General features: G+C 68.6%; 19 protein-coding genes. 5 read left to right on the top strand and 14 right to left on the bottom strand.

What is annotated here, in order from left to right:
- Positions 1-77: 77 nt before the first annotated feature.
- The 3 genes from N2652_08605 to N2652_08615 are packed head-to-tail and all read right to left on the bottom strand — an operon-like array spanning position 78 to position 3,931.
- Complete coding sequence (locus N2652_08605; GenBank protein MCX7819253.1) at positions 78-2,816, bottom strand: FAD-dependent oxidoreductase; 2,739 nt, start codon at positions 2,814-2,816, stop codon at positions 78-80.
- A 2-nt stretch (positions 2,817-2,818) separates the two neighbouring features.
- Positions 2,819-3,112 carry a (2Fe-2S) ferredoxin domain-containing protein gene (locus N2652_08610; GenBank protein MCX7819254.1) on the bottom strand — a complete coding sequence of 98 codons (294 nt, stop codon included), beginning with the start codon at positions 3,110-3,112 and terminating at the stop codon, positions 2,819-2,821.
- 18 nt (positions 3,113-3,130) lie between these two features.
- Positions 3,131-3,931 (bottom strand): transporter, encoded by an 801-nt coding sequence (locus tag N2652_08615; GenBank protein ID MCX7819255.1) that lies wholly within the window; start codon positions 3,929-3,931, stop codon positions 3,131-3,133.
- Positions 3,932-4,061: 130 nt separating this feature from the next.
- Here N2652_08615 and N2652_08620 point away from each other — a divergent pair, with 130 nt between their 5' ends.
- Genes N2652_08620 through N2652_08630 form a run of 3 tightly spaced genes read left to right on the top strand, consistent with a single transcriptional unit; the run spans position 4,062 to position 6,447 of the window.
- Positions 4,062-4,934, top strand: coding sequence for a class I SAM-dependent methyltransferase (locus N2652_08620; protein ID MCX7819256.1), 873 nt, complete (start codon positions 4,062-4,064; stop codon positions 4,932-4,934).
- Positions 4,931-5,689 carry a phosphatase PAP2 family protein gene (locus N2652_08625; protein ID MCX7819257.1) on the top strand — a complete coding sequence of 253 codons (759 nt, stop codon included), beginning with the start codon at positions 4,931-4,933 and terminating at the stop codon, positions 5,687-5,689. The genes N2652_08620 and N2652_08625 overlap by 4 nt, the downstream gene beginning before the upstream one ends.
- Complete coding sequence (locus N2652_08630; GenBank protein ID MCX7819258.1) at positions 5,686-6,447, top strand: hypothetical protein; 762 nt, start codon at positions 5,686-5,688, stop codon at positions 6,445-6,447. The genes N2652_08625 and N2652_08630 overlap by 4 nt, the downstream gene beginning before the upstream one ends.
- A gap of 79 nt (positions 6,448-6,526) precedes the next feature.
- On the opposite strand, the gene N2652_08635 is transcribed toward N2652_08630, so the two are convergent.
- The 5 genes from N2652_08635 to N2652_08655 all read right to left on the bottom strand — a co-directional run bounded on the left by N2652_08635 (position 6,527) and on the right by N2652_08655 (position 12,880).
- Positions 6,527-7,762: a hypothetical protein gene (locus tag N2652_08635; GenBank protein MCX7819259.1), complete on the bottom strand. Its 1,236-nt coding sequence runs from the start codon at positions 7,760-7,762 to the stop codon at positions 6,527-6,529.
- A complete protein-coding gene (locus N2652_08640; protein ID MCX7819260.1) occupies positions 7,759-8,826 on the bottom strand; it encodes a Gfo/Idh/MocA family oxidoreductase in 1,068 nt (355 codons plus the stop codon). Before N2652_08640 ends, N2652_08635 begins: the two co-directional genes overlap by 4 nt.
- The gene (gcvPA, locus tag N2652_08645) at positions 8,823-10,184 is read right to left on the bottom strand and encodes an aminomethyl-transferring glycine dehydrogenase subunit GcvPA (GenBank protein MCX7819261.1); all 1,362 of its coding nucleotides are present in this window, start codon (positions 10,182-10,184) and stop codon (positions 8,823-8,825) included. Before gcvPA ends, N2652_08640 begins: the two co-directional genes overlap by 4 nt.
- An 88-nt stretch (positions 10,185-10,272) precedes the next feature.
- Positions 10,273-11,598, bottom strand: coding sequence for a MiaB/RimO family radical SAM methylthiotransferase (locus N2652_08650; protein MCX7819262.1), 1,326 nt, complete (start codon positions 11,596-11,598; stop codon positions 10,273-10,275).
- Positions 11,582-12,880: a YdjY domain-containing protein gene (locus N2652_08655; GenBank protein ID MCX7819263.1), complete on the bottom strand. Its 1,299-nt coding sequence runs from the start codon at positions 12,878-12,880 to the stop codon at positions 11,582-11,584. The genes N2652_08650 and N2652_08655 overlap by 17 nt, the downstream gene beginning before the upstream one ends.
- A gap of 86 nt (positions 12,881-12,966) precedes the next feature.
- Between N2652_08655 and queG the strand changes: the two genes are divergently transcribed.
- The gene (gene queG, locus N2652_08660) at positions 12,967-14,055 is read left to right on the top strand and encodes a tRNA epoxyqueuosine(34) reductase QueG (protein MCX7819264.1); all 1,089 of its coding nucleotides are present in this window, start codon (positions 12,967-12,969) and stop codon (positions 14,053-14,055) included.
- Here queG and N2652_08665 read toward each other — a convergent pair.
- Both N2652_08665 and N2652_08670 read right to left on the bottom strand, forming a co-directional pair.
- Positions 14,052-14,246: a hypothetical protein gene (locus N2652_08665; GenBank protein MCX7819265.1), complete on the bottom strand. Its 195-nt coding sequence runs from the start codon at positions 14,244-14,246 to the stop codon at positions 14,052-14,054. The two genes, queG and N2652_08665, sit on opposite strands and share 4 nt — an antisense overlap.
- Positions 14,243-15,790: a sodium-dependent transporter gene (locus N2652_08670; protein MCX7819266.1), complete on the bottom strand. Its 1,548-nt coding sequence runs from the start codon at positions 15,788-15,790 to the stop codon at positions 14,243-14,245. The genes N2652_08665 and N2652_08670 overlap by 4 nt, the downstream gene beginning before the upstream one ends.
- Positions 15,791-15,920: 130 nt before the next feature.
- Between N2652_08670 and N2652_08675 the strand changes: the two genes are divergently transcribed.
- On the top strand, positions 15,921-16,904 hold the full coding sequence (locus N2652_08675) for a CsgG/HfaB family protein (GenBank protein MCX7819267.1): 984 nt from the start codon (positions 15,921-15,923) through the stop codon (positions 16,902-16,904).
- Positions 16,905-17,095: 191 nt separating this feature from the next.
- Here N2652_08675 and N2652_08680 read toward each other — a convergent pair whose 3' ends face one another.
- From N2652_08680 to N2652_08695, 4 genes are all read right to left on the bottom strand, one after another.
- The gene (locus tag N2652_08680) at positions 17,096-18,316 is read right to left on the bottom strand and encodes a Gfo/Idh/MocA family oxidoreductase (GenBank protein MCX7819268.1); all 1,221 of its coding nucleotides are present in this window, start codon (positions 18,314-18,316) and stop codon (positions 17,096-17,098) included.
- Positions 18,317-18,455: 139 nt separating this feature from the next.
- Positions 18,456-19,148 carry a hypothetical protein gene (locus tag N2652_08685; GenBank protein MCX7819269.1) on the bottom strand — a complete coding sequence of 231 codons (693 nt, stop codon included), beginning with the start codon at positions 19,146-19,148 and terminating at the stop codon, positions 18,456-18,458.
- Between the two features lie 50 nt (positions 19,149-19,198).
- Positions 19,199-20,944, bottom strand: coding sequence for an SPFH domain-containing protein (locus N2652_08690; GenBank protein ID MCX7819270.1), 1,746 nt, complete (start codon positions 20,942-20,944; stop codon positions 19,199-19,201).
- Entirely contained in the window at positions 20,941-22,515 is a 1,575-nt protein-coding gene (locus N2652_08695) for an SPFH domain-containing protein (protein MCX7819271.1), read from the bottom strand. The genes N2652_08690 and N2652_08695 overlap by 4 nt, the downstream gene beginning before the upstream one ends.
- Between the last annotated feature and the right edge of the window lie 11 nt (positions 22,516-22,526).

The following is a 22,526-nucleotide window of genomic DNA, read 5'->3' on the forward strand; positions in this document are numbered from 1 at the left end:
CGGTCCGCAGGCTGCCACAGCATCTCTTCGCTCTCAACCAGGCCGGAGGCCGCGGGCGATCCGCCGCGCGCAGCGGATCACTCGCGATACGCGCGGATCTCGTACAGCCGGGCCTGCGGTGCGCCGCGGGCGGCGGCCACCTCGACGCGAAGACGCCGCGCGATCACCGGCGCGAAGGCATGACGACGAAAACGTCGCCAGTTTTCCGTCTCGTGCACGAGCTCCCGCCACTGCCCGCCTCCGACCTCCGCCAGAACCCGGTACTCCTTCGCGGTCGCGGCGGCGCGAGGCTCGGGCGACGGGAAGCGACCGAAGATGTCTGTGTCCCATGTCAAGTGAACCACGTTGAGTTCCACGGGCCGCGGAAACTCCACCTCCAACCACTGGGGCAGCAGTGCGCGCCGGTCGCTGCGCCACTGGTGAAGCTGGTCGCCCTCAGGAACGCCCCATCCGTCCACCGCCGCGGCGGCGCCGCCGCCTCGCATCCGATGCGGAATGCCCACCGGCCGCACCAGATAGCTGCCCACCGCCTCCGTCCACTCTCCCGGCCGTCCGTACCAGCGCCGGCCCCGCGTGCGATCGGTGAGACACCAGCTCAACCCCCGCGCCGCGCGCAGCTGCAGCCGGTAGGAAACGTGCGGTTCGAGCGCCTGCGGCAGCTCGAACGCCACCCAGCGGAAGTCGCGGTTGGTCACCGCCGTGCTCGTCACCATCGGCGGCGAGCCGGTGCAACTCAGCTCGAGCGCGGCCACCACGGGCACCTCCGCGGAAAGGCGCAGGACGATCCGCCGCACGCCGGAGCTCGCGGTCGCGATCTCCATTGCCCGGTCCACCGTCATCGGCGCCGGTTTCGGATCGGCGTCGGGGATCTCGAGCACTTCGAAGTCCTCCGCCTGCTCGCTGGAAGCCAGGACGCGTGCGCCGCGGCAGAGATTCGCGGGATCGTCGTCCGGAATCCCCGGGATCCAGCTATCCCATTTCACCAACAGCCGCTGAAGTTCGCGGATGCGGTGGGGGTGAAGGCCCCGCGGACCGACACGATCGCGATGGCACAGCGCCGCCGCAGCCCCCACCGCCTGCCCCATCAGGCCAATTGTCTGCATCAGGCGTGTCGAGCCGAGAGCGACGTGCGTGACGCTGATGTGCCGCCCCGCCAGCAGCAGGTTGTGCACATCCTTCGCGTACAAGCAGCGATACGGAATCGTGTACGGCTGTTTCAGACGCGTAAAAATCGCCGGCGGGATCTCCTTGCCGTAGATCCCCTCGGGGGGGTGAATGTCGATCGGCCAGCCGCCATACGCGACGGCGTCTTCGAAGATGCGCCCTCCCTCCACGTCCTGCTGGGTCAGCACGTAATCGCCGAGGAAGCGACGCGACTCCCGCTTGCCGGCGACGATCGGCACCGGTGCGAGGCGGTAGTGGGTATTGCGGTCACGGTGCTCCGGATCGTGGTTTTTGGCCCAGTCGAACGCGCCGAAAATCACTCGTAGCAGTTCGTCCCGGATCTCCTCGGCCTCCGCGATGGTGTCGCGCAGCCCGCCGTATTCGATCCACCAGGTCCCCTGCACGAGGTTGTGCCGCCGTTGAACGAAGTGCTCCGCGCTGAACTTCACCGCAAACGGCGGGGGGCTGTAGGGCTGCGGGTCGGGCATCCGGATCGCATGATGGAGGATCGAGGTGCCCATCGTGTGGCGCGTCGCCTGCTCCGGCGCGCGTGACTCACCATACTCGGAGCGCGCCTCCTCGCCGTGCCGGAAGGTGCAGCCCGCGCTGAACGCGATCGTGCCATCTCCTGTGCAGTCCGCAAACAACGGCGCCTCCAGTCGGTAGCGTGCCCCGGTGACGACGTCCTCGGCCTCCACCGCGACGATCCGGCGGCCGTCCATCACCGCGCGGTCGCCCTCAGTGTCCAGCAGCACCGTGAGATTGGACGTCGCCGCGACGATGCGGTCCATCGCGGCGGACCAGTCGCCGCCGGCGCGGTGAAAGCCCTCCGCAATCTCCTCGCAGATGCCAGGCTCGCGGAATGGCAGCACGTGAGAGGCAGCCCCGCCGGGGCCTACCCGGATCTCACGGCTGGCGTTGCCCCCCAGCACCGGTCGGTTCTGCACCAAGACCGTTCGCAATCCCAGCCGCGCAGCCTGCACCGCCGCCGCAACGCCCCCGTACCCGCCACCAATCACCACGAAATCCGCGCGCTGCGTCGTCACGGGATACGGGCCGGTACAAAACTCCCGCAGTCGCGCGAGCGCCTCGCCGCCGTCCGGCGGTGCAAACGCGAGATCGCGGCAAACCATCAATGCATCGCAGCGGCCGTAATATCCGGTCAGGTCGCGTAGCCGGATCGTCGTCTCGCCCGCGGGCAGATCGAACTCGCCACCGTCCACCCATCCCCACGGGCGGCGTTGGGTCCCGAAAATCGTCGGGGAGGGACGCTCACCCACCCACACGCGGAACCGGCCGGGAGAGGTCGCATCCCAGTCGAGGCAACGAACCCACAATCGCCAGCGGCCGGCGGTGGGGATTCGTATCCGCGTGACCGCATCAGCGACCGGCTCGCCGGTGCCGGCCGCGATCAAGTACGTCGAGCCCATCAGTTGCCGGAACTGAGCGTCGATCGTCCAGCCGCCGATATCCTGAAATCGCTCGGCTTCGAGCCACACGATGTCGGTCCGCTCGATTGCGGGGGCACAGATCGCAGCCGCCACCGCTCCCGCCCGCACCAGCGCGCGCACGATTCTCGGCCGCCGGCCGTATTCCATCGCATCGCCCCCCGTCGCGCCGCCGGCGATGGCCCGCACGAGCGGTCGAGCCATACTCAGTCGAGCTGCGGCGCGACGTCGTCGAGAATCGCGGGCACGTCGGCCTCTGTCACGCCCGAGTACCACCGGCCGAGCGGGTGCACCATCACGTTCGGCCCCTGCGCACAAAGGCCCATACACCCGGAATGCGACACCCGAACCCGGCCCTTCCAGCCACGCGCCTCCACCGCGGCCTTCAGCGCGTCCTTGAGCCGCATCTGCAGCTCATTGCCACACGCCTTCGAACCATCCTCCCGCCGGTTCACACACACCCAGATGTGAATACGATAGGGCGTCGGCTGCGATCGCATCGGCGCCTCCTCAAAGAATCACTCGAACATCACCGCGGTCTTTGCGCCGAGGATGAGATTGTTGTCAATGTCGTCGCCCATCTCCGCGCCCGCGTACACGCTCAGCTGCCATCTCGGCGCCGGCCGGTACACCAGGCCGCCCAGCGCCCACGTCCGGTCGGTCCCCTCGCTAACGGTCGAGGACTCGTACCGCACCTCCCCGAGCAGCGAGAACTCGGGCAGATACAGGTTCGGCCGGTCCCCGGCGAGCTTCTTGGAGTACACAAAGTTGTACAGCACCGCCCCGCCGATCTGAAAACTGTTGTCGGTTTCCGACCGCGCGACGAACGCACCGTCCGCGACGAAGTCCCAGTGGTCCGCCACCGTGGTGCCCAGCGCAATGCCGAACCGCGCGGTGGTCTCGCCGGCGCCGAGCCCCTCGTCCTCATCGCCCGTCGGCAACAGCACCCGCGCGTAGGGCATCACATACGGATAGCCGAGCGCACCGCGCCAGCCGACGAGATCCACTCCCAGCCCGATGTCCCCCAGCCCATAGCTGACCGAGTCGAGCATCTCGGAGCGGGCCGCCGGGACCGTGAGATTCAAACTGAAGTCACGCGTCACGCCGAACCGCGCGTACGGAATCAACGCGCCGAGATTGTCGTCGGAGTGGAACGACGTCGGGTCGGTGATTTCCTGGTACACCAACTCCAGGCCCACCTCCCAACCCTGCGCGGCCGGCACCCGGCCCTCGCGATTGAGGAGCGTGCGGATCGGTTCCGCTCCCGCACCGCCGGCCACCAGCACCGCCGCCACCCACAACCACCCGCATTTTTTCATCGTCGCACTCTCCTCTCGGCGTCGCGCTGAGCGCGCCCCATGTCGCCCACTCTACCGCACGCCCGCTCGAAGCCGCAAGCAGCGCCGCCACGGGTTTCCGCCCCCGCGTGGCCGCGCTATGCTGGCCGGCATGTCCGCGGACGGTTACGAGCTTCTCGACTCCGGCAATGGCCGGAAACTCGAGCGCTTTGGCACCGTGGTGCTCGACCGCCCCGCCGCGCAGGCGCTCTGGCGTCCGTCACGTCCCGCGAGCGTATGGGCCACGGCCGACGCAATCTTTGACCGCACCGACCGCATGGCCTGGACGGTCCGCACCCGACTGCCATCCGAGTGGCGGATTGCGCTCGACGGTCTCCACTTCCGGCTGAGCGCCACGGACTTCGGCCATCTCGGCATCTTTCCGGAACAGCGCCAGATGTGGCAGTGGATCCGACGGTGCATCGGAGAGGCCCGTGCGCGTTCTCCTCATGGCGCGCCGTCACTGCTCAATCTCTTTGCCTACTCCGGCGGCGCGACCCTCGCCGCATTGGCTGCCGGCGCACAGGTGTGCCATGTGGACGCCTCCCGCGGCATGGTCCAGTGGGCGCGCCAAAACGCCGCGCTGAATCAACTGGAGACCGCACCGGTCCGATGGATCGTGGATGACGTGCACAAGTTCCTGCGTCGTGAAGCGCGGCGGGACCGTCGCTATCATGCGATCGTGCTCGACCCACCGACGTTCGGCCGTGGCACAGGTGGCGAGGTGTATAAGATCGAACGCGATTTGATGACAACGCTGGACCTCTGCTGCGCCGTACTCGCGGCCCGCCCGCTCTTCGTGCTGCTTTCCGCGCACACGCCGGGGTTGACGCCCATCGGGCTGGCGAACGCGCTCCGCCAAGCGTTGAAGGAGCTGGATGGAGTCATCGCGTGCGGCGAGTTGACATTGACCGGTCAGGAGGGCGTGCCGCCGTTGCCCAGCGGCGCATGGGCCCGCTGGACACCCCGGGAGGCCCGAGCGTGAAAGAGCTGTGCCTCCGGGTGGGGAGGGAGGGCCGCCAGTTGCTGCAAGCTGCGGCCGCCCTGGCCCGTGAGCGCCCCGCTCGGGTGCTAACCATGTTGGCCGCGACGGCGCTGGTTGGTCTGGCCTCGTGGCGTTGGGATCCCGTGCTCGCCGCGGCGGCGCGCGACCGGCTCAGTCCAGCCGCCCGGCGATGGGCCGGACACGTCCGCACGTGGGGAGCGTTCAATGATACGGCGGCCTTCGTGGCGGTCACGTGGGCGCTCGGCCGCATTCGCCACAAGCCGGCTTGGCGCCGTGCCGCACTTGCGGCACTCTTGGCGGCCGCGGCGGCCGGCATCGGTGTGAACTCGTTGCGCGTCACACTCGGCCGTCCCCGACCGAGGGCGGGACTGCCAGATCGGTTCACCGGCCCTTCGCTGAAATGGAACCGCCAGAGTTTTCCATCCGGCCACAGCGGCGCGTCCTTTGCCTCCGCCACCGCGCTGGCCGTCGCCGCCCCGCCGGTTGGCGGCGTCGCGCTGCTCAGCGCAGGTACGGTCGCCGCTGCGAGCGTTGCGAACCGGAGCCACTACCTGAGCGACGTGCTGGTCGGCAGCGGACTCGGCGTGATGTTCGGATGGCTCTTTGGCGCCGCGGCCCGCAGTCTGTCCGCCGACCTGGACAATAAACACACCGTCCCGTCCGTTGAGCAAATTGAGGCCCGGGGAGCTTCGGATGAGCTCGCTGAAGGGCCTGCAGGAAAGGATCAGCGATGAGACGATATCCAGACATCCTGTTGGCCGGCCTGCTGGCCGGTGTGATGTTTGGCATCGGCCGGGCGGAAGAGAGGCCGGCCGAACGCCGCATTTCACGTGAACGCCCGGCGGCCGAACGAGCTCGTCGCCGAGAGGCTGGAGAGATTGTGGAAGGCCGCCGCGAGCGCCCCGTTCCCCCAGTGGGAGAAGCGCGCCGCGGCGGCGCAGCAGACGAGCAGGAACCCCAGTGGGCAGAACTCCTGAAGCGGTTCGACAAGGACGGCGACGGCCAGCTCAACGAGGAAGAACGCAAGGCCGCTCGTGCCGCCTGGGAAGCCCGCTCCAGCGAGCGCGAACAAGTGATGCGCCGCGAAATGCTCAAGCGGTTCGACAAGGACGGCGACGGCCAGCTCAACGAGGAAGAGCGCAAGGCCGCTCGTGCCGCCTGGGAAGCGCAGGGCGGTGAGCGAACGGAGGCCAGACGCCGCGAAATACTCCAACGTTTCGACAAAGATGGCGACGGCCAGCTCAACGAGGAGGAGCGCAAGGCCGCATGGGCAGCTTGGCAGCAGCAGCAAGGACCTATCCCTGAGCGCCTGCGTGGCCGGATTCTCGAGCGGTTTGACAAGGACGGCGATGGCCGGCTCAACGACGAGGAACGGAAGGCCGCCGAGGCCGCGATGCGAGAACTGCGTGAGCGTGGCAGCCGGCGGGGCGATGCAGACCGCCCGAACACGGAGCCGGCGGCCGACGCGCCGAAAGTCGGCCCGACCATCTGAACCTCACTAAGGAATTCCACCGCCGCCGCCCGGTCGCTGCAGCCGGGCGGCGCCGTTTTCGAGGCGCCTCTCCGACGTTTCAGAGGCGCGGGGGGCGCAGCGAGGGGCCCACGGGCGAGTCAGCGGGAGGGAAGCGCGAAGTCCCCCACTGAGCTGCCTCTGCGATCAACAGCCCAAGCCCCGTGCCCAACCAGTTCATCATCGCGCCCCGGATACCTGGCCCACGAGTGATCGTGAGACATTGGATCAGTTCAGCGGCCAACCCGTAGATGAGCAAACCGGCGACCACCGGCAGAGATCGATGCCACTGCGTCCCTGACGCGACCAGCCGGATGCCGAAGCAACGCGCCGTCACCAGCGCCAGCACTGCAAACAGCGCAAGGTGAGCGGCCGCGTGCAAGTCCATGTTCGCGATCATTGCGCGCCAGCGAGAGGGCGCAACCGGCCGGCGCAGCGTCGCAGGGGGCGGTCGCGGATCAGACGGAGTTACCGCCGCGTTGCGAACGGCGGCGTCACCGGTGATGCGGTCCGCTGGCGTCGGTTGCCCGCCGATCCACAACTCCACCGGGTGAAACCACGACTCCGGCATCGTCACCGCGAGGAGGATCAGAGCGCCGACGAGCAGAACGGCGCGTCCGCCACGCCGCTGAAGCAGGCGGAGCCGCCAAATCGCGATGAGCGCGCCGCTCAGCCACACTGTCCACCATGCGCCGGTGATCCAGGGCGCCTCCGCACGCCTGCACAACGGCACCGCGGAAAGGTCGGCCACCTCCACGATGCCGCTGACGCCGCCATGGGTGACCGCTAGCCGGGCCGTTGTGGCCCAATCGGGCAGGACCAGCGGGCGTCCCGCCTCATGCCACTCCCGCGTCCCGTAGAGGCTGGCAGCAACGTGGGGCACGTCGTACCGCCATCGCCCCTCCGCGTCGGTGACGCAGAGCGTCACCCGCGCGGTTTGGTACCGCTGTTCGCCATGAACAACACCTTCCCCCCGCCAGACAACCCGGACCATGACAGTGCGCTGCGTTGGAAGCGCGGCGGTTGTCCAGGCGACGGAGGGCGTGGGCCCGTGGCCCGCAACCAGGCGCACGCATGCCCTTTGGCTGTCCTCGAGAAGCAGGACCCCCGGCGCGGACCAGCCTGCCCATGGCGATTGGCGGGCGGCCTCCGGTGTCGCCGGCCAGGGGGGCGACCAGGTCGAAGCGGCCGGCGCGTAGGGGGAGTAGACCGAGAAAAACGCGGCCATTGCCATCACGCCCGCCAGAGCCGCCCAGAGGCCGCGCGGCCGGAGGGCGTCGTCGGAAAGGTCTGTCATCGCGCCAATGGTCCCGGCGCCCCTCCGGCATCGAGTGCCAGCGGCAGGGCGACCGCCCGGCTCTGCGCGAGGCTCCGCCAAACCGCCTCGGTGAACTCCATGTAGCGCACGCCGTCTTCGAATGTCGTTAGCCTCACCGGCGCTTCACCCCGGATCGCCGCGATGAACTCCTCTTCCACCCGCCAGCCGCCGCGTTCGCTTTCGGGCACGTCCAGCGGCTCGAAATCGTCCCGCCCGCGCGGCGCATGAAACAGACGCCCCTCGTACACACGGAGCGCGCCCGCTGAACCGTACAGCGTGGCGCCCGGCGCGACCGCCGGAGCGGTGACCCCCGACTCACGCACGTACAGCTGTGCGCCGCACGCCATCTCCGCGAGCACCTCGAGGTGGTCGGGAATTTCCACTGCGACGCGGTGGCCCTCGGCGTCGAGCCGTGTCCGATGCCACACGCGCCCCATCGCGATCACGCGTGTTGCGGCACCGACCCAGCGCATCACGGTTTCCGCCGCAATGCCCAGCCACATCGTGTTCAGCCCGCTGCGCCGGGCATCCTGTCGCCACGAGAGCGGCGCGGCGGGATCGTCCCACCCGAAACTGTCGCGGACCTCGATCGCGCGCAGCTCGCCGAGCCGCCCCTCGTCGAGCCAGCGACGAATCGTCGGATCCACTCCCAGCGTGAACGGCGCGGGCACCAGTTGCGCGACCAGCTGGGGCCGCGCGCGCGCGGCGGCGAGCATCGCGTGGGCTTCCGCCGCGTTCATCGCCATTCGCGCTTCGCACAGCACGTGCTTGCCGGCGCCAAGCGCGGCGATCGTCGCCGGCGCGTGCAGCGACGGCCAGGTCCCGATCACCACCGCATCGGCCTCCGGATCCTCCGCCGCCTCACGCCAGTCGCGGTAAACCTTCGGGATCTCGAACTCGCGGGCGACCTGCTCCGAGGATGCCGGCGTGCGGTTGACGACGCCGATCACCCGTACGCCAGGGATCGCCCGCAACCGTGGCAGATGCATTCGCCGCGTGTTGGCGCCTGCACCGATCACCGCGATCCGGATTGCGTCCCTCATGCCCCGCCTCCCGCCGGCGCAACCGCCGCGTGCAGCCGCGCGGCGAGCAGATCAATCTCCTCCCGTGTTCGCCGTTCGGTGAACGCGGTGAGCAGCACCCGCTCCATGCCGGGATAGTAACGGCCCACCGGGAAGCCCGGCGCAATGCCGCGGTCGATCAGTCGCCCCACGACCTCCGCCGCGTCGCGGGGTAGCTCCAGCGCCAGCTCGTTGAACACCGGGCGGTCCACCAGCAGCCGCACGCCCGGGATCGCGGTCAGCCGCCGCCTCGCGTACTCCGCGTTCGCAGCGCACACGCGCCCCAACTCGACGAACCCCTCCCGTCCCAGCAGGCTCAGATGGATCAGCGCCCGCAGCGCGCAGAGCGCCTCGTTCGTGCAGATGTTCGAGGTGGCCTTGTCGCGCCGGATGTGCTGTTCGCGCGCCTGCAGCGTCAGCACGTAGCCGCGGCGCCCCTGAGCGTCCTGCGTTGCGCCGACAATGCGGCCGGGCATACGCCGCACCAGCGAACGGCGCGTCGCCATGAACCCCAGGTAGGGTCCGCCGAACGCCAGCGGCAGCCCTAGGCTCTGCCCCTCCCCCACCGCGATGTCCGCCCCCATCTCGCCCGGTGTTTTGATCAGCGACAGCGCCACCGGATATGCCGACATCACCACCAGCGCGCCGACCCGGTGCGCCGCCTCCACAAGCCCGGTGTAGTCCTCCACCACGCCGAAAAAGTTCGGGTTCTGCACCAACAGCGCGGCGACCCGCTCGGAGAGCGCCGCGCTCAGTGCCGCGATGTCCGACGCGCCCCGAGCGGTCGGAATCTCCACCAGCTCGATCTCGAGATTGCGGGTGTACGAGCGCAACATCGTGCGGTAGATCGGATTCACCCCCTCGTCCACCAGCACCAGCGGCCGCTCCGTCACCCGCAGCGCCATCATCATCGCCTCGAACAGCGCAGTTCCGCCGTCGTAGAGCGACGCGTTCGCCACCTCCATGCCGGTCAGCCGAACGATCGCAGACTGAAACTCGTAGATCGCCTGCAGCGTCCCCTGCGAAGCTTCGGGCTGATAGGGCGTGTAGGCGGTGAAAAACTCACCGCGCGCGGCGAGCGTTTCCACCGCGGCCGGAATGTGATGGTCATAAAAACCGGCGCCACAGAAGTTGATGAGGTCGGTCGAGTTCCGCGCCGCCAGCGCGCGCAGTTCCCGAAGCATCTCCATCTCGCAGAGGCTGTCGGGCAGATCAAACGCATCCGTTTGGAACTCCGCGGGAATCGCCGCGAACAGGTCCTCCACGCTCTCGGCGCCGATCGCCTGCAGCATCGCGCGCTGCTGCGCGTCGGTCGTCGGCACAAAGTTCGTCGGATTCATCTGGCCACTCCGCTCGTCCGCGAGGGCGAGCCGTTTCATTCTGCGCCACCTGCTCGGACCGCGCAAACGCCCGCTCCGCACCGGCAGCTCAGACAGCCCGCGCGGCGGGTTCCGCGATCAAGCCACTCTCGTCTGCGGCAACCACCCGTACTGCGACGGGTCCCTCGCGCGGGTCCCGCTCGAACCGCGCGACGATCGGGCAATACCGCGCGCAGTGCCCGCGCGCGACGCCCGTCATCGCCTCCCATCTCTCAGCGAGCAGTTCGACCTCGCGCCCCACCCAACGACGGTGCCACGTCGCCGCCAGTTCGCGCGCGAGCGCCCGGGCCGCCTCTGCGCGCCGCCGCACCACTGCCGCTGGCAGGCGGTCCGCCATCGCCGCCGCCAGCGTGCCGGGCCGCGGCGAAAACGCAAAGAGGTGGATCCGACTGAACCCGACCTCGCGGCAGAGGTTCAGCGTCGTCGCGAAGTCCTCCTCCGTTTCACCGGGAAAGCCCACGATCAGGTCCGTCGTCAGTGCCGGTTCGTCCAGCGCCGCCCGCACACGGCGAACCGCGCCGAGGAACTCCGCCACCGTATAGCCCCGCCGCATGCGATGGAGCACCGCGTCCGAGCCGGATTGCAGCGGCAGATGCAGATGCGGTGCGACATTCTGATGGACCCGCATCACTTCGAGCAGTCGGTCGGTGACCTCCGCCGGATGCAGGCTAGACAGGCGCAGCCGTCTCACTCCGGGCACACCCGCAGCGGCCGCCACCACGTCGGCCAGCTCGCCCCCCCCCGCCCGCCCCCACAGCCCGATGCTGACACCGCTGAGCACGATTTCCGCGTGGCCCGCCTCCGCGTACCGCCGCACTTCCTGCACAATCTCGGGCAGCGGACGGTCCCGCGGCGGTCCACGCAATGCCGGCACCACACAGTAACTGCAGCCCAGATCGCATCCGTCCTGCACCTTCACAAATGCCCGCGCGTGGCCGGTGAACCGGCGGGGGGCAGCCGCAAAGCCGTGCGCCATCGCCGGCCTGACCAACCGGTCCAACGCCCGCGCCAGCGCGGCGGACCAGCCGGGCCCGGCCGGCACAACGGCGTCGCAATGAACCGAGCGGGGCAACAGCGCTGCCGCGCAGCCACTGGCGATCACCACCGCCGGGCCGCGGGCATGTTTTGCAACGCACCGTCGCGACTCCGCCAACGCCGCGCCGGTCACCGCACACCCGTGCACGACGACCACGTCGGCCGGCTCAACGCCGCCGGCAGCTCGAAGACCGCGACGCTCCATCTCGCGCTCGATCTCGCGGGCCTCGCACTGGTTCACCTTGCAGCCAAGCACCCGCACGGCGTAGGTCACCAAGGGGCGACGGCCCGCCGGCGCAGACGCGGCGGCGGCAGCGATCGGCTCAGTCGGCGAACACATGGATCACCGGATGCGTCGTCATCAGTGGCGCGACGAACCGCATCATCTCCCCATACGTCATCGCCCCCGGCGCAAATACAACAATCACCGGCAGCCCCGGCCCTTCCGCGTCCAACCGGGCACGCAACTCGGCCGGCGTTTGCGCAGGAAACTCTCGGGTAAAGAAGGTGGGCGCGTCCGTTAGGATGTCCCGCCCCGCCTCCACGCGCACCAGCACCGCGCTCCACCCGCCGCCCGGCGCCGCCTGCAACCGCAGCTCCCAGGGCTGCGACGGCCGTTCCTCCCGGCGCCGTAGGGAGGGGTCAGGAGACAGTGCGCGGTAATACACCTGCCCGGCCGACGGCGGCTCGATGCGCACCCCCGAAAGCTCCGCGAAGCGCGCGACCGCCTCGCCGATCACGCGAAGCTCCCGAACAGGAACCTCCGGCCGCACCTGAACATCCAGATGGGGATCGAATCCTCCCTCCACCAACTCGCGCAACCGCCGCTCGACCTCCTCCGGCGCGCCCGCAACAGCGGCGGCACCGCCCGACTCGGCGAGCGACACCGTGGGCCGGCCCTCCGCAAGACCGATGTGCAGCGCGAAGTCTCTCACCCGCGGCCGTCCGTCAGGCCTCGGCTCGGGGCGCAGCACCACCGTCAGCGGCTCGCCCTTCGCCCACACGTGGTTCGAGTTCGCAATCTGATAGTCGTAGAGCGCGCTCTGGCTGCCTCGGCGCGGAATGTCGAGCACCGTGGTCTCAAGGTTGAACGCGCTCGCGATCGAACACGGCTCGATCTCATCCGCCGCATACACCGTGCCGGTCCCCGCGGCGGCGGGCACCCGCGCCGAGCCCACGAACACGAGACCTTCGCGCGGCAACGTCGTGCCGGTGCGAGTGTCCACAAGCGTGTCCTCAAAACGCACACGGGCCGGCGCACCGCCCGTCGCCGCCGCATCCCTCCACTCAAACTCCGCGATCACACGTTCGCCGCGCGGCCAGAAGCGCAACGCTTTCGGATCCACCGGGTGGCCGGGCTGCAGCCCGATGTGCTCGAGCGCCCGGTGCACATCGCTCGGACGCGCCAGCGAGACGGCGATCGCCTCGTAGTCGTGCCCGCTGTTCGTCGCGATGAGAAAAAACTCGCACAGCGTGCCGCCCTGAATGCCGGTCGCGCGCGCATCAATCCGCACCTCTCGGCGCTCGCGGTCGGCCGTCACAAACGGCGCGCGCCACAGCGGGTTCACGTCCGCCGCTTCCGCCACGGCGCCGAACGCGGCGATGAGCAGGACTATGTTCATGTTGCAGGCGTCCACACCGCTTCGCGCGGCAAGCTCAAATATCGTATCGTGACGGGCGCCGTTCACCAAGTGTCCGGCCCCGGATCATGCAGCATCGCCCGAGTGCCCGCGAGCTGATCTCGGCCGCACTCGAACATTTCGACGCGGCGGGTATCGCACTGCCGGCGGAGCCGCTCCGGCCCCAAGTTTGGGCCAAATGGGTGGCCGCCGGCCATTACGCCGACATGGAGTGGCTCGCGCGAACCGCATCCATTCGATGCCGGCCGTCGGCGGCCGCACCGGAGGTCGGTGCCTGGCTCATGGTGGCTCTTGCGCTCCGTGTCGAGCCGCCGGCGCCGGCAGTCTGGGAGGACCCGCGGCGCGGACGCATCGCACGCTACGCGTGGGGGCCGGACTACCACGCGCAGATGCGCGCACGGTTGCAGCCGCTGGCGGAACGCATCCGCCGCGCAGCGGGCCTGGTGGCCACGCCACGCCTGTTCGTGGACACTTCACCGGTCGCGGAGAAGGAGCTGGCCGCGGTCGCGGGTCTGGGCTTCATCGGGCGGAACACCCTGCTGATCGCAGAGGGAGACGGCTCGTGGTTGAGCCTCGGCGGGCTCGCCTTGCCGTGGCGGCCGACCGGCGCCGAGCCGCTGCCAGAACCGACGCTTGCGCAGCGGACAGCGCGCGGCTGCGGCACCTGCCGGCGGTGTCGCGCCGCCTGCCCCACCGGCGCGCTGGTGGACGATCACACGCTCGACGCGCGCCGGTGTATCGCGTGGGCGACGGTCGAATGTCGGGGTGAGATTCCCCTCCACCTGCGGCCGCTCACCTGCCGTTGGCTCGCCGGCTGCGATCTATGTCAGGAATGCTGCCCGTGGTGCCGCCCCTCGCCCCGCACGGCCGCACCGCGCGTCGCGTTTGACCCTGAGCTCCACGCGCCGCTGTTGTCGGCGGCGCTGAGTCTCTCACCGGAGGAGTTCCGGCACCGGTACGGCGCGAGCGCCATCGGGCGAATCGGGTGGAGACAATGGATTCGCAACGCGCTGGTTGCGGCCGCCTCCGCGCCCGCTGACGGGGAGATCCGAGCCGCGGTCGCGCGACACGTGGACTGCAGCGATCCGATTATCCGACCCCACGCCGCGTGGGCACTGCGACGGCTCACCGCGGGCGACGCCGCCGCGGAGCTCTAGCGCATGCCACCGCGCCGCCGCTCGACGGTGCGCCGCGGCGGTTCGAACTCGCCGTGCTCAAGATGCCGGATGTCGTCCTCCGGATTCTGCCAGTGCCGACGCGACGTCAACACCCGGTAGAAGCACCACCCTGTCCAGAACAGGATCGCCGCCCAGCTGGCGATCAAAAATATCCATCCGCCCGGGGTCATCGCGGCTCCTCCGCCGGCACGCCACGGCGCGAGGCGTGCCGGATGAGCGCGGCGGTAACTCCGAAGAGCAGCAGCAGCATCGCGCGCGCCGTCCACCGCCACGCGCGCTGCGCGGGGGGCACGCCGGCCATCGTCACATATGCCCAGCCGTCCTGCCACAACCACGCGCCCAGGATCACCGCCAGCAGCGTGGGCGTCACATACTTCAGCACCCACCGCAGCGCATCCGGCAGCCGAACCTCCGCGCCGACGTGGATTTCCGTCCACGCCCGGTCGGCTCCGAACACCCACATGAACAGCACGCACTCGATCAGCGCGAACAGCGCCAGACCGATCGTGCCCGCCCAGAAGTCCACCTCGTCGAGCGCACCGGCCGCAAACCCGAGGATCGGCACGTGACCCAGCACCAGCAGCGTCAGCCACACCGCACGCACCGCGCGGCGGTGTGTCCATCCCAGCTCATCTTCGAGGAATGCGACCGCCGGCTGCGCGAGCGCGACCGACGAGGTCACGCCCGCGATGAACAGCAGAAAGAACCACATCACCCCGAACAGCGCGCCCGCGGGCATCTGCTGGAAAATCGCCGGCATCGCGACGAAGCCGAGGTTGAACGCCCCGCTGCGCGCGATCTCCACCGTACCCGCCCGGCCGAAAAACACCACCGCGGCCGGAATCGCGATGCTCGCGCCCATGATCACCTCGACGAACTCGTTCATCATCGAGGCGGAAAGGCCGGTGACGATGATGTCGTCGCGCCGGCGCATATAGCTGGCGTAACACTGGATCGCGCCGAACCCGACACTGAGCGTGAAGAATACCTGTCCCGCCGCCGCCAACCACACCCGGCCGCTGCGCAGCGACGCGAACTCCGGATTCCAAACGAAGCCGAGCCCGTGTAACACCGTTTGGTCCGGCCCCGCGCCGGCCGGCGGGCTGAGTGTGAACACCCGTGCCATCAACACAAACGCCAGCAGAAAGAGCAACGGCATGCCCACGCGCGCCAGCCGCTCGATCCCCCGCGCGATCCCCCCGGTCATTACCCAGTAGTTCACCCCGATCGTGATGAGAAAGAACACCCACGCAATCAGCGAGACCCCCACCCGCGTGCCCCCGCCCTGGTACGCGGTCAGAAACGCACGCAGGCTGTCCATCGAGCGGACACCGAAGAGGTCCCACACCATTGCGAACATCGAGTAGGCCAGCGACCACGACTCGACGTAGAGGTAATACGTCAGCACGCCCAGTGGCAGGCACACGCCCAGCGCCCCGATGTACTTCGCCGCCGGGTGCCGCCACAACAGCGCGAAGACGCCCGGCGCGCTGCCGTGCCGGTACGCGCCACCCATGCGCCCCATTGCCCATTCACACCAGGCCAGCGGCACGCCGAACAACACCAGCGCAACAAAGTAGGGAATCATGAACGCGCCACCGCCGTTCTGCGCCGCCTGAACCGGAAAGCGAAGGAAGTTGCCGAGCCCGACGGCGTTGCCCGCCATCGCCAGAATCACGCCGATCCTTGACGCCCAACGTTCGCGATCCGCCATCGTCGCCGCCCTTCGGTGGGCGGGATGGTGCCGCTTCATCCCCGGTCGGTCAAGCCGCCGGCGCAAGCGGCCACTGGCAGGCCTGCATTCCGTGCGTATGGTGTAACAGCTATCAGAACGAGGGCAGACGATGAACCGACCACTCAGATGCTACCTTCGATCCCTGCTGATGTTGGGACTGGGGGCGGCCACCGCCCGGGCGCAGATCGGCGTGCCGCCCGCGCGCACGCGCGATGGCACCTCCAAACCTGCACTGGGCGAATACAAGGGCGTCAAGCACGCGATCGGCTGCAAAGACTTCCGGAACGAATCCGGATGGCGCGGGCACTGGGAGATCGGCTACAACCTCACGATCATGCTGGAGTCCGCGCTGCGCGATACCGGTCGCTTCGTGCTCGTGGAACGTGAGCAGCTGGGCGACGTGCTGCTGGAACAGGACCTGGCCGCCAGCGGCCGGGCCGCCGCCTCACAGGTCGCGCGAAAGGGTCTGATCCGGCCGGCCCGCTACATTGCGACCGGTGCGATCACCGAGGTGTCGGAGGGTCAGTCGGGCCTCGGTGGCGGCATCAGCGTGGGGGGCATCCGCCTCGGCGGCACCCGCGCGGAAGCGCAACTGGCCGTGATCGTGAAGCTGGTGGACACAACCACCGGCGAAATCGTTGCGCAGCAGCGCGTGGTCGGCAAGGCCGGGCGCACCGGCCTGAACGTCGGCCTCAGCGTCGGACGCGTCTCCACCGATTTGGGCGGCTTCGTGAAGACGCCGCTCGGTCAGGCCGCGCAGGACTGCATCAATCAGGCGGCCGCCTTCATTGCCAAGAAAATGGAGGAGTTCCCGGTCGAGGGCAGCGTGATCAAAACCGCGGACGACGGTCGCGTGATCATCAACCGCGGTGCCGAGTACGGCGTGCAGGTCGGCCACGAACTGGTGATGGTTCGCCCCGGCGAAGTACTGATCGACCCGGACAGCGGTGCGGTGCTGGAACGGGCGGCTGGCAAGACGATCGGCCGCCTGAAAGTCGTCGAGGTGACCGACAAGGTCGCATATTGCGAGGTGCTAGAAGGCGAGCGGAAACCGGAAACCGGCGTCACCGTCCAACTGAAACCGGCACGCTGAGCGGCCACCAGGGCCGGGTGGCTCCTGCCTGCGGGCCGTCCACGGGTGGGTGGTATGCGCGCCGCGCCTCTTCCGCCCCAGACCCGCCGAAACGGAAGATGTGCCGTTCGAGGCCCGTGCCTGCGAGTGGGGAGCCCCTCGCCTGCGTGGCGCGCAGCAATGGGAGCCGCAACTGCGGTCGTGCCAGAGGCTCAGCTCTTCAGCCCGCGCACATCAAACTCGAGACGACGATCGGACTTGATCAGCCGCTCCCAGCTCACCACCTCGCCCGTCCATGCGGCCTCGCGTCCGAGGATCGTCAGCAAGTTGCTGTGCACGCTGGGCTCGACGGTCGGATTGCGGGTGTCGCGTTCGAGAATGCAACGGCGGAACTCCGCGATGTTCGCGACCGCGCCATCCTTGTAGATGCCCGGCGACGCGCCACCGCGCCAGAAGTTCTTGCCTCGAATCAGCACATTGCCGCCGTAGGCGGTCTCGAGCACGCCGAGATCGCCGAACACGCGCACGACGATGCCATCCGGCTTCGAACCGTGTCCTTCGAACTGGCGCGAGCTGAACGTCGCGCCGATCCGGTCGGGATAGAGGAAATGGAGGGTGTAGTAGTCGTTGCAGTCACCCACGTCCACGCGCACCTTGCGCCCGCAGGTCCCGAACGCGTGGATCGGCGGCACGCCGCGCATCACCCAGCTCAGCACGTCCAGTGTGTGGATGTTTTGTTCGGTGATGATGTCACCAGACAGCGCAATGTCGAACATCCAGTTCCGCAGCCGCGCCTCGGGGGTGTCGCCCGGCGGCCCGCGAAGGTTCAGACGGCCGCAGTGATAGTAGGTCTCCGCAAACGCGATCCGGCCGATCGCCCCTTCATGCACGCGTTTCATGGCCTCGATGTAAAATGGGTCCGCCCGCGTCTGGAAGTCGACCAGAAAACACAGTTTCTTTTCGCCGGCGATGCGCGCGGATTCCGCGACGTGGTGACAGCCCGGCACGTCCACCGCGACCGGCTTTGCGAGATACACGTGCGCGCCCGCCTCAACTGCCGCGCGGGCCTGCTCGGGGTGAAAATAGGGCGGTGATTCGATCGCGACCGCATCGGGCTTCAGATCGAGCGCCCGCCGGTAGCCGTTCAGCCCCGTGAAACACCGCTCGGGCGGCACCCCGAGCTGCGAGCCCGCCTCGCGCGCGCGGTCCTCAAAGTAGTCCGCCACGCTGACGATCTCATAGCCACCGTTTTCGAGAAACAATTTGCCGATCCACACCCCGCGCGAGCCGCAGCCGAACAGGCTGAGCTTGATCTTGGGCGCGGTCTGCGCAAACGCGCCGGCGGCAGCCGATGCGCCGAGACCGGCAAGAAACCTCCGCCGATCCCACCCAGACTCTGTGCGGCCGTCCAATCGTACTCCCACGCGGTTCATTCGGACGCTCCTTTCAGCTTGAGGGCCATGGCTAGGGGCCTGCAAACCAGCTATATCAGAACCGATTCGGCCGGCCAAGAAGAGCCCCGCTTCCCCCCGGGCCGGCGGCGAGACCCTCGCAACCAGCACGGGCCGCCGGTCAGGCGGTCACGGCTCTCCGCCACGAGATCCGCCGGTGCGGCCAGGAGATCGTGCAGTCGAACACATCCAGCAGCGCCGTGCCCACGATCAAAGCGGCGCCGGCCTGTTGAGTCGCCACATGGAACATCATGCGGAGAGGGTCGGGCAGCACACCGACCTCCATCATCAGGGGCTCGCCATCGAGCGCGACGGAAACTGTGTAGATCGGAACGCGGAAACGCCCGCAGAACGGGTGAAAGTCGCAGCGCTCATCCACCGGTGGCTGCCCCGCCACCATCTCCGGACGGATGTAGGAGATGTGGGCACCGGTGTCGAAGAGCGCCCGCACAGGGCGACCGCCCAGCCGCAGTGAAAAGATCGGCGTGCCCCTAAGCGTGCTCATGGGCTCCCCGATCGGCCCCTCCGGAACGTCGTCGCCCTCGTCGAGCAGTCCCTCCCGCCCGCGGATGCGGATCGTATGGGCGCAAAGAATGTCGCATCCGATCGCGATGTGGATCGGCATACCGGCCAACGCGCTCATCAACCGCGGTGTTACACCCCAGCACTCGGTCGGCGGACAGTGCCAATGCCCAAACAGCTCAAACGGCTCTTCCGCAAGACTGAAGGGCGACCCCGTGTCCACAAGCGCACGCCGCTCGCCGATGGGCACCAAGAGGTGTCCGCGCTCCTTCAAAACCGGAACCGTCCGCATACCCTTGCTCCCAGTCGGCGCGGATTCGCGCCCCCCGCGGCCCCGCCGCCTCATCGCGCCGCCGGCGCGGCGGACGCCGGCGGTGCCGCGCCGGAGGGCGTCGAGAGCACGCGGGCGCCACCGAGGTCGCCGAGCGTCGCGCCCCGAAGGTCCGTCCACAGCGTACCCTCGCCCGCATGGATCACATGCACCCGGAGATTCGTCGAGAGCTGCGTCGCAAACGTCCACAGCGAGAGTGCGGTCGGGTCGCGGAACGCTGCAACGCGAAGCTGCTGGCCGCGCGCCCGCTCGCCCTCCACCTTGCGCACCGACTCCGCCGCAGCCTCGCCCAGCGTGACCTGCCGGCGCGCGGTCAGCTCGGCCGTCCGGCTCTCAATCTCCGCGACCGTCCGCTGAGTCTCCGCGGCGATCCGACCGACCTCCAGCTCCTGCGCGGCCCGGATCTCCGCGACCAGTTTCTGCGTTTCCTGTCGAACCTGCTCCCCCTTCTGCGCGATCATCGCGGTCTCAGTGTTCAGCTGCGCCTGTTTGCGCGCAGTGTTCTGCTTCTCCTTGTTCGTCTCGTCCTGCTCCTTCGCGATGCTCGCCTCGCGGATCGGCGTCAAGATGTTCTCCGGCACATTCACGTGGCGGATCAGCGCGTTGTGCACGACAATGTCCCGCTCGCCGAGCACCTTCGAGAGCGCCTCGGTGAGGTCGATCTGGAACTTCTCACGGCCGTCGCCCGCGATGAAGTCGGTCACCTTGTACGCGGAACCTTTCAGCCGCGACACGGAGAGAATCTGCGGCATGATCGCCTTTTCGACCACCGCGGGCAGGTCGCCGTAGGTGCGAAAGATGCCCGCAATGCGATCCGGCAGCAGCTCGAACTCGACCGTCATATCCAGACTGATCTCGAAGCCATCGCGGGAGGGGAAGCTGACGAACTGGTTCAGCACAAACACCGCGTCTTCCGCGGCCGGGACCGCGCGCGCGGCGGCCGCCGACGGCGGCCCGGCCGCTTGCCGGTCCGCGCGTGGCGCCGCCCGGGAACGCAGCCCGAGCAGCGAGGACTCCGCCAGGTAGTTGCGGCGCTTCTCCTGCTGTTCGGCGAGCAGGTTCTGTGCGAGCTGCGCCGCCGCGGCGGGCTTCTCGTCCATCGCGACGCGCTTCGTCAGCACCTCGCCCCCCTGCCGGCCGAGCAGCGAAACCTGGTTCACGCCGATCTCGAGCACGTCCACCTTGTATTGCTTCGGATTCACGTAGTAGAGGCCGGGCTGCAGCACGTCGCGCCGGATGCCCTTTTGACCGGCCCCCGCAAACTCCCCTGCCGGCGCCGGCGTGCCGGAAAGCGACGTGATCACGCCCACATAGCCGATCGGGATGCTCACCGCGTCCACCACCTCGATCGTGTAGCCGTACGGGTTCAACCGGTACTTCCCCGGTCCGAGCACTCGCTTCCAGACGCCTTTCTGCCCCGGCTCCGCGAGGAACTCCCCCTGCGGCAGATTCTCGCCCACCTTCGCGGTGACGACGCCGACCTTGCCGGGCGGGATGAAAATCACGGGCATAATTTTTCGTTCGTACAGGAACGGGTCGTAGAAGTAGCGGCCCTCACCGAGCACATCTTCGCGAATGCCGCGCTGTCCCTTTTTCGCGAGAATCTGGCCCGGCGGCAGCGGCGCGCCGGTCTTCGCGGTGATCACAGCCATCTGGTCCGGGCCGACGTAGAACCGACAGAAGAACCACAGGTAAGCCCCCGCGAGCGCGGCCACCATCGCCACCAGACCGGCGAGCGCCTTCATCATCGCTTTCATCGGCGCTCCTCCGCCGCCGTACCGCCACCGGCGGGCAATGGCGGCGAAAGCAGCGTCCGCAGCAGGCCGCCAAACCCCTCCGCATCGTCGGTGGTCATGAGCGTTTCGAGCCGGGGGGCGAGGCTCTCGTAGAACGTGTAGCGCGCGAACGTCAGCCCGCCGCCGAACGCATCGACTTGCCGGCGGAGCACCTCCGCGCGCGCCTCGTTGTCCATTCGGATCACCTCGGCCTGCCCGGTGGCCTCCGCGAGCATCGCGGCGGCCCGGAACCGCGCCGCGTCCAACTCGATCGTCGCCACCTCGAGGCCGCGCAGCGCGTTCGTCACGTTCACCGACTGCGTCTGCCGCGCCTCGATGACCGCCTTCAAGCGCTGCGTGTCCGCATCCACCCGGGCCTTGTTCTGTTCCGCGAGCATCTCCTGACGGGTCAGCTCCGCCTTGGAGCGCGCCTGCTCGATCTGCTGCTCGAACTTCCGAGCCTCCTGCACCGCGATCTCCCGTTCGCGGATCACGCTGGCGATTTCATCGGGGACCCGGATGTTGCGGATCAACACCGACTTGATCGCGACGCCCCAGTCGCGGCAACGCTCGCGCAGATGCGTTTCGAGGGTGTTCTGAAACTGCTGCCGCGTCTCACCCATGATGAAGCTGGTCGCGGGCTGCTTGCTGCCCTCGATTCGAGAGAAGCCGCGCGCGCGGGGCAGGATCAGCTTCTTCACGATATCGTCCATGTCGCCGACCTGATGCGTCAGCAGCGCCGCCTGCTCCCGCTGGATCGAGAACTCCAGCGTGCCCTCCACTTCCACGATGAACCCGTCGGACGTGAGGAACGAAATCGCGTCCTCACCGCTCATCTCGAACCGCTGACTTTGCAGATTCACTTCGACGACGTTGTACATGTAGGGGTTGAGATAGTGCGTGCCAGGGTCGAGCACCTCCGCGAGCACTCCTTTGCGCCCGCGCTCCACCAGGAACGTGTTCGCGTTGGTGAGCGCGACGTCGAGCGGATCGGCGCCCACCAGCGACACCACCACCCCCACCCGGCCGGGCCGGATCGAAATCGCATCGAACTGCTCGACGTGAATCGCGTATGGATTGATGCGGTAGGTGCCGGGTGAAAGGATCTCCGGCAGGATGCCCTTTTCGCCGTCCCCGGCGAGGATGCGGCCGTTCTCCGGCTCACGGCCGTGCAGCCGGACCTGCACACCGAGCCGTCCGGCCGGAATTGTGACGACCGGATGGTACTCCCAGCTCCAGGTCCACGGATTGCGGAAGTAGCGACCTTCGGGGAGCACCTCCGGCTGAATGCCCTTGTGACGCGGCGAAATCGCGAGAATCTCGCCCGACGGCAGCGGCGCGCCCGTTTTGCGGATCAGGACCGCGACCTGCCCCGGTCGGGGCTCGATCCGCCACCCAAACCAGATCCAGAGTGGCAGCCCCACCACCACCGCCCACAGCATCAACAGCCGCCAGGGAGGTTTCGGCAAACGCCGCGGCGCAGGCGTCCCGCGGCGAGACGAAGGTATCGGAGGCGGCAGCGGTGGTGGTTCAAACGTCGGGTCAATGTGCATCACGGCATCTG

It is taken from the genome of Kiritimatiellia bacterium (assembly GCA_026417735.1).
Classification (GTDB): Bacteria; Verrucomicrobiota; Kiritimatiellia; order PWTM01; family PWTM01; genus CAACVY01.

Coding starts and splice junctions, on each gene's coding strand:
- N2652_08680 (MCX7819268.1), bottom strand. CDS start 18,316: ATGAACCGCGTGGGAGTACGATTGGACGGCCGCACAGAGTCTGGGTGG.
- N2652_08605 (MCX7819253.1), bottom strand. CDS start 2,816: ATGGCTCGACCGCTCGTGCGGGCCATCGCCGGCGGCGCGACGGGGGGC.
- N2652_08670 (MCX7819266.1), bottom strand. CDS start 15,790: ATGGCGGATCGCGAACGTTGGGCGTCAAGGATCGGCGTGATTCTGGCG.
- N2652_08640 (MCX7819260.1), bottom strand. CDS start 8,826: ATGAGGGACGCAATCCGGATCGCGGTGATCGGTGCAGGCGCCAACACG.
- N2652_08630 (MCX7819258.1), top strand. CDS start 5,686: ATGAGACGATATCCAGACATCCTGTTGGCCGGCCTGCTGGCCGGTGTG.
- N2652_08695 (MCX7819271.1), bottom strand. CDS start 22,515: ATGCACATTGACCCGACGTTTGAACCACCACCGCTGCCGCCTCCGATA.
- N2652_08650 (MCX7819262.1), bottom strand. CDS start 11,598: ATGTGTTCGCCGACTGAGCCGATCGCTGCCGCCGCCGCGTCTGCGCCG.
- N2652_08635 (MCX7819259.1), bottom strand. CDS start 7,762: ATGACAGACCTTTCCGACGACGCCCTCCGGCCGCGCGGCCTCTGGGCG.
- N2652_08675 (MCX7819267.1), top strand. CDS start 15,921: ATGAACCGACCACTCAGATGCTACCTTCGATCCCTGCTGATGTTGGGA.
- N2652_08665 (MCX7819265.1), bottom strand. CDS start 14,246: ATGACCCCGGGCGGATGGATATTTTTGATCGCCAGCTGGGCGGCGATC.
- gcvPA (MCX7819261.1), bottom strand. CDS start 10,184: ATGAATCCGACGAACTTTGTGCCGACGACCGACGCGCAGCAGCGCGCG.
- N2652_08685 (MCX7819269.1), bottom strand. CDS start 19,148: ATGCGGACGGTTCCGGTTTTGAAGGAGCGCGGACACCTCTTGGTGCCC.
- N2652_08655 (MCX7819263.1), bottom strand. CDS start 12,880: ATGAACATAGTCCTGCTCATCGCCGCGTTCGGCGCCGTGGCGGAAGCG.
- queG (MCX7819264.1), top strand. CDS start 12,967: ATGCAGCATCGCCCGAGTGCCCGCGAGCTGATCTCGGCCGCACTCGAA.
- N2652_08610 (MCX7819254.1), bottom strand. CDS start 3,112: ATGCGATCGCAGCCGACGCCCTATCGTATTCACATCTGGGTGTGTGTG.
- N2652_08620 (MCX7819256.1), top strand. CDS start 4,062: ATGTCCGCGGACGGTTACGAGCTTCTCGACTCCGGCAATGGCCGGAAA.
- N2652_08615 (MCX7819255.1), bottom strand. CDS start 3,931: ATGAAAAAATGCGGGTGGTTGTGGGTGGCGGCGGTGCTGGTGGCCGGC.
- N2652_08690 (MCX7819270.1), bottom strand. CDS start 20,944: ATGAAAGCGATGATGAAGGCGCTCGCCGGTCTGGTGGCGATGGTGGCC.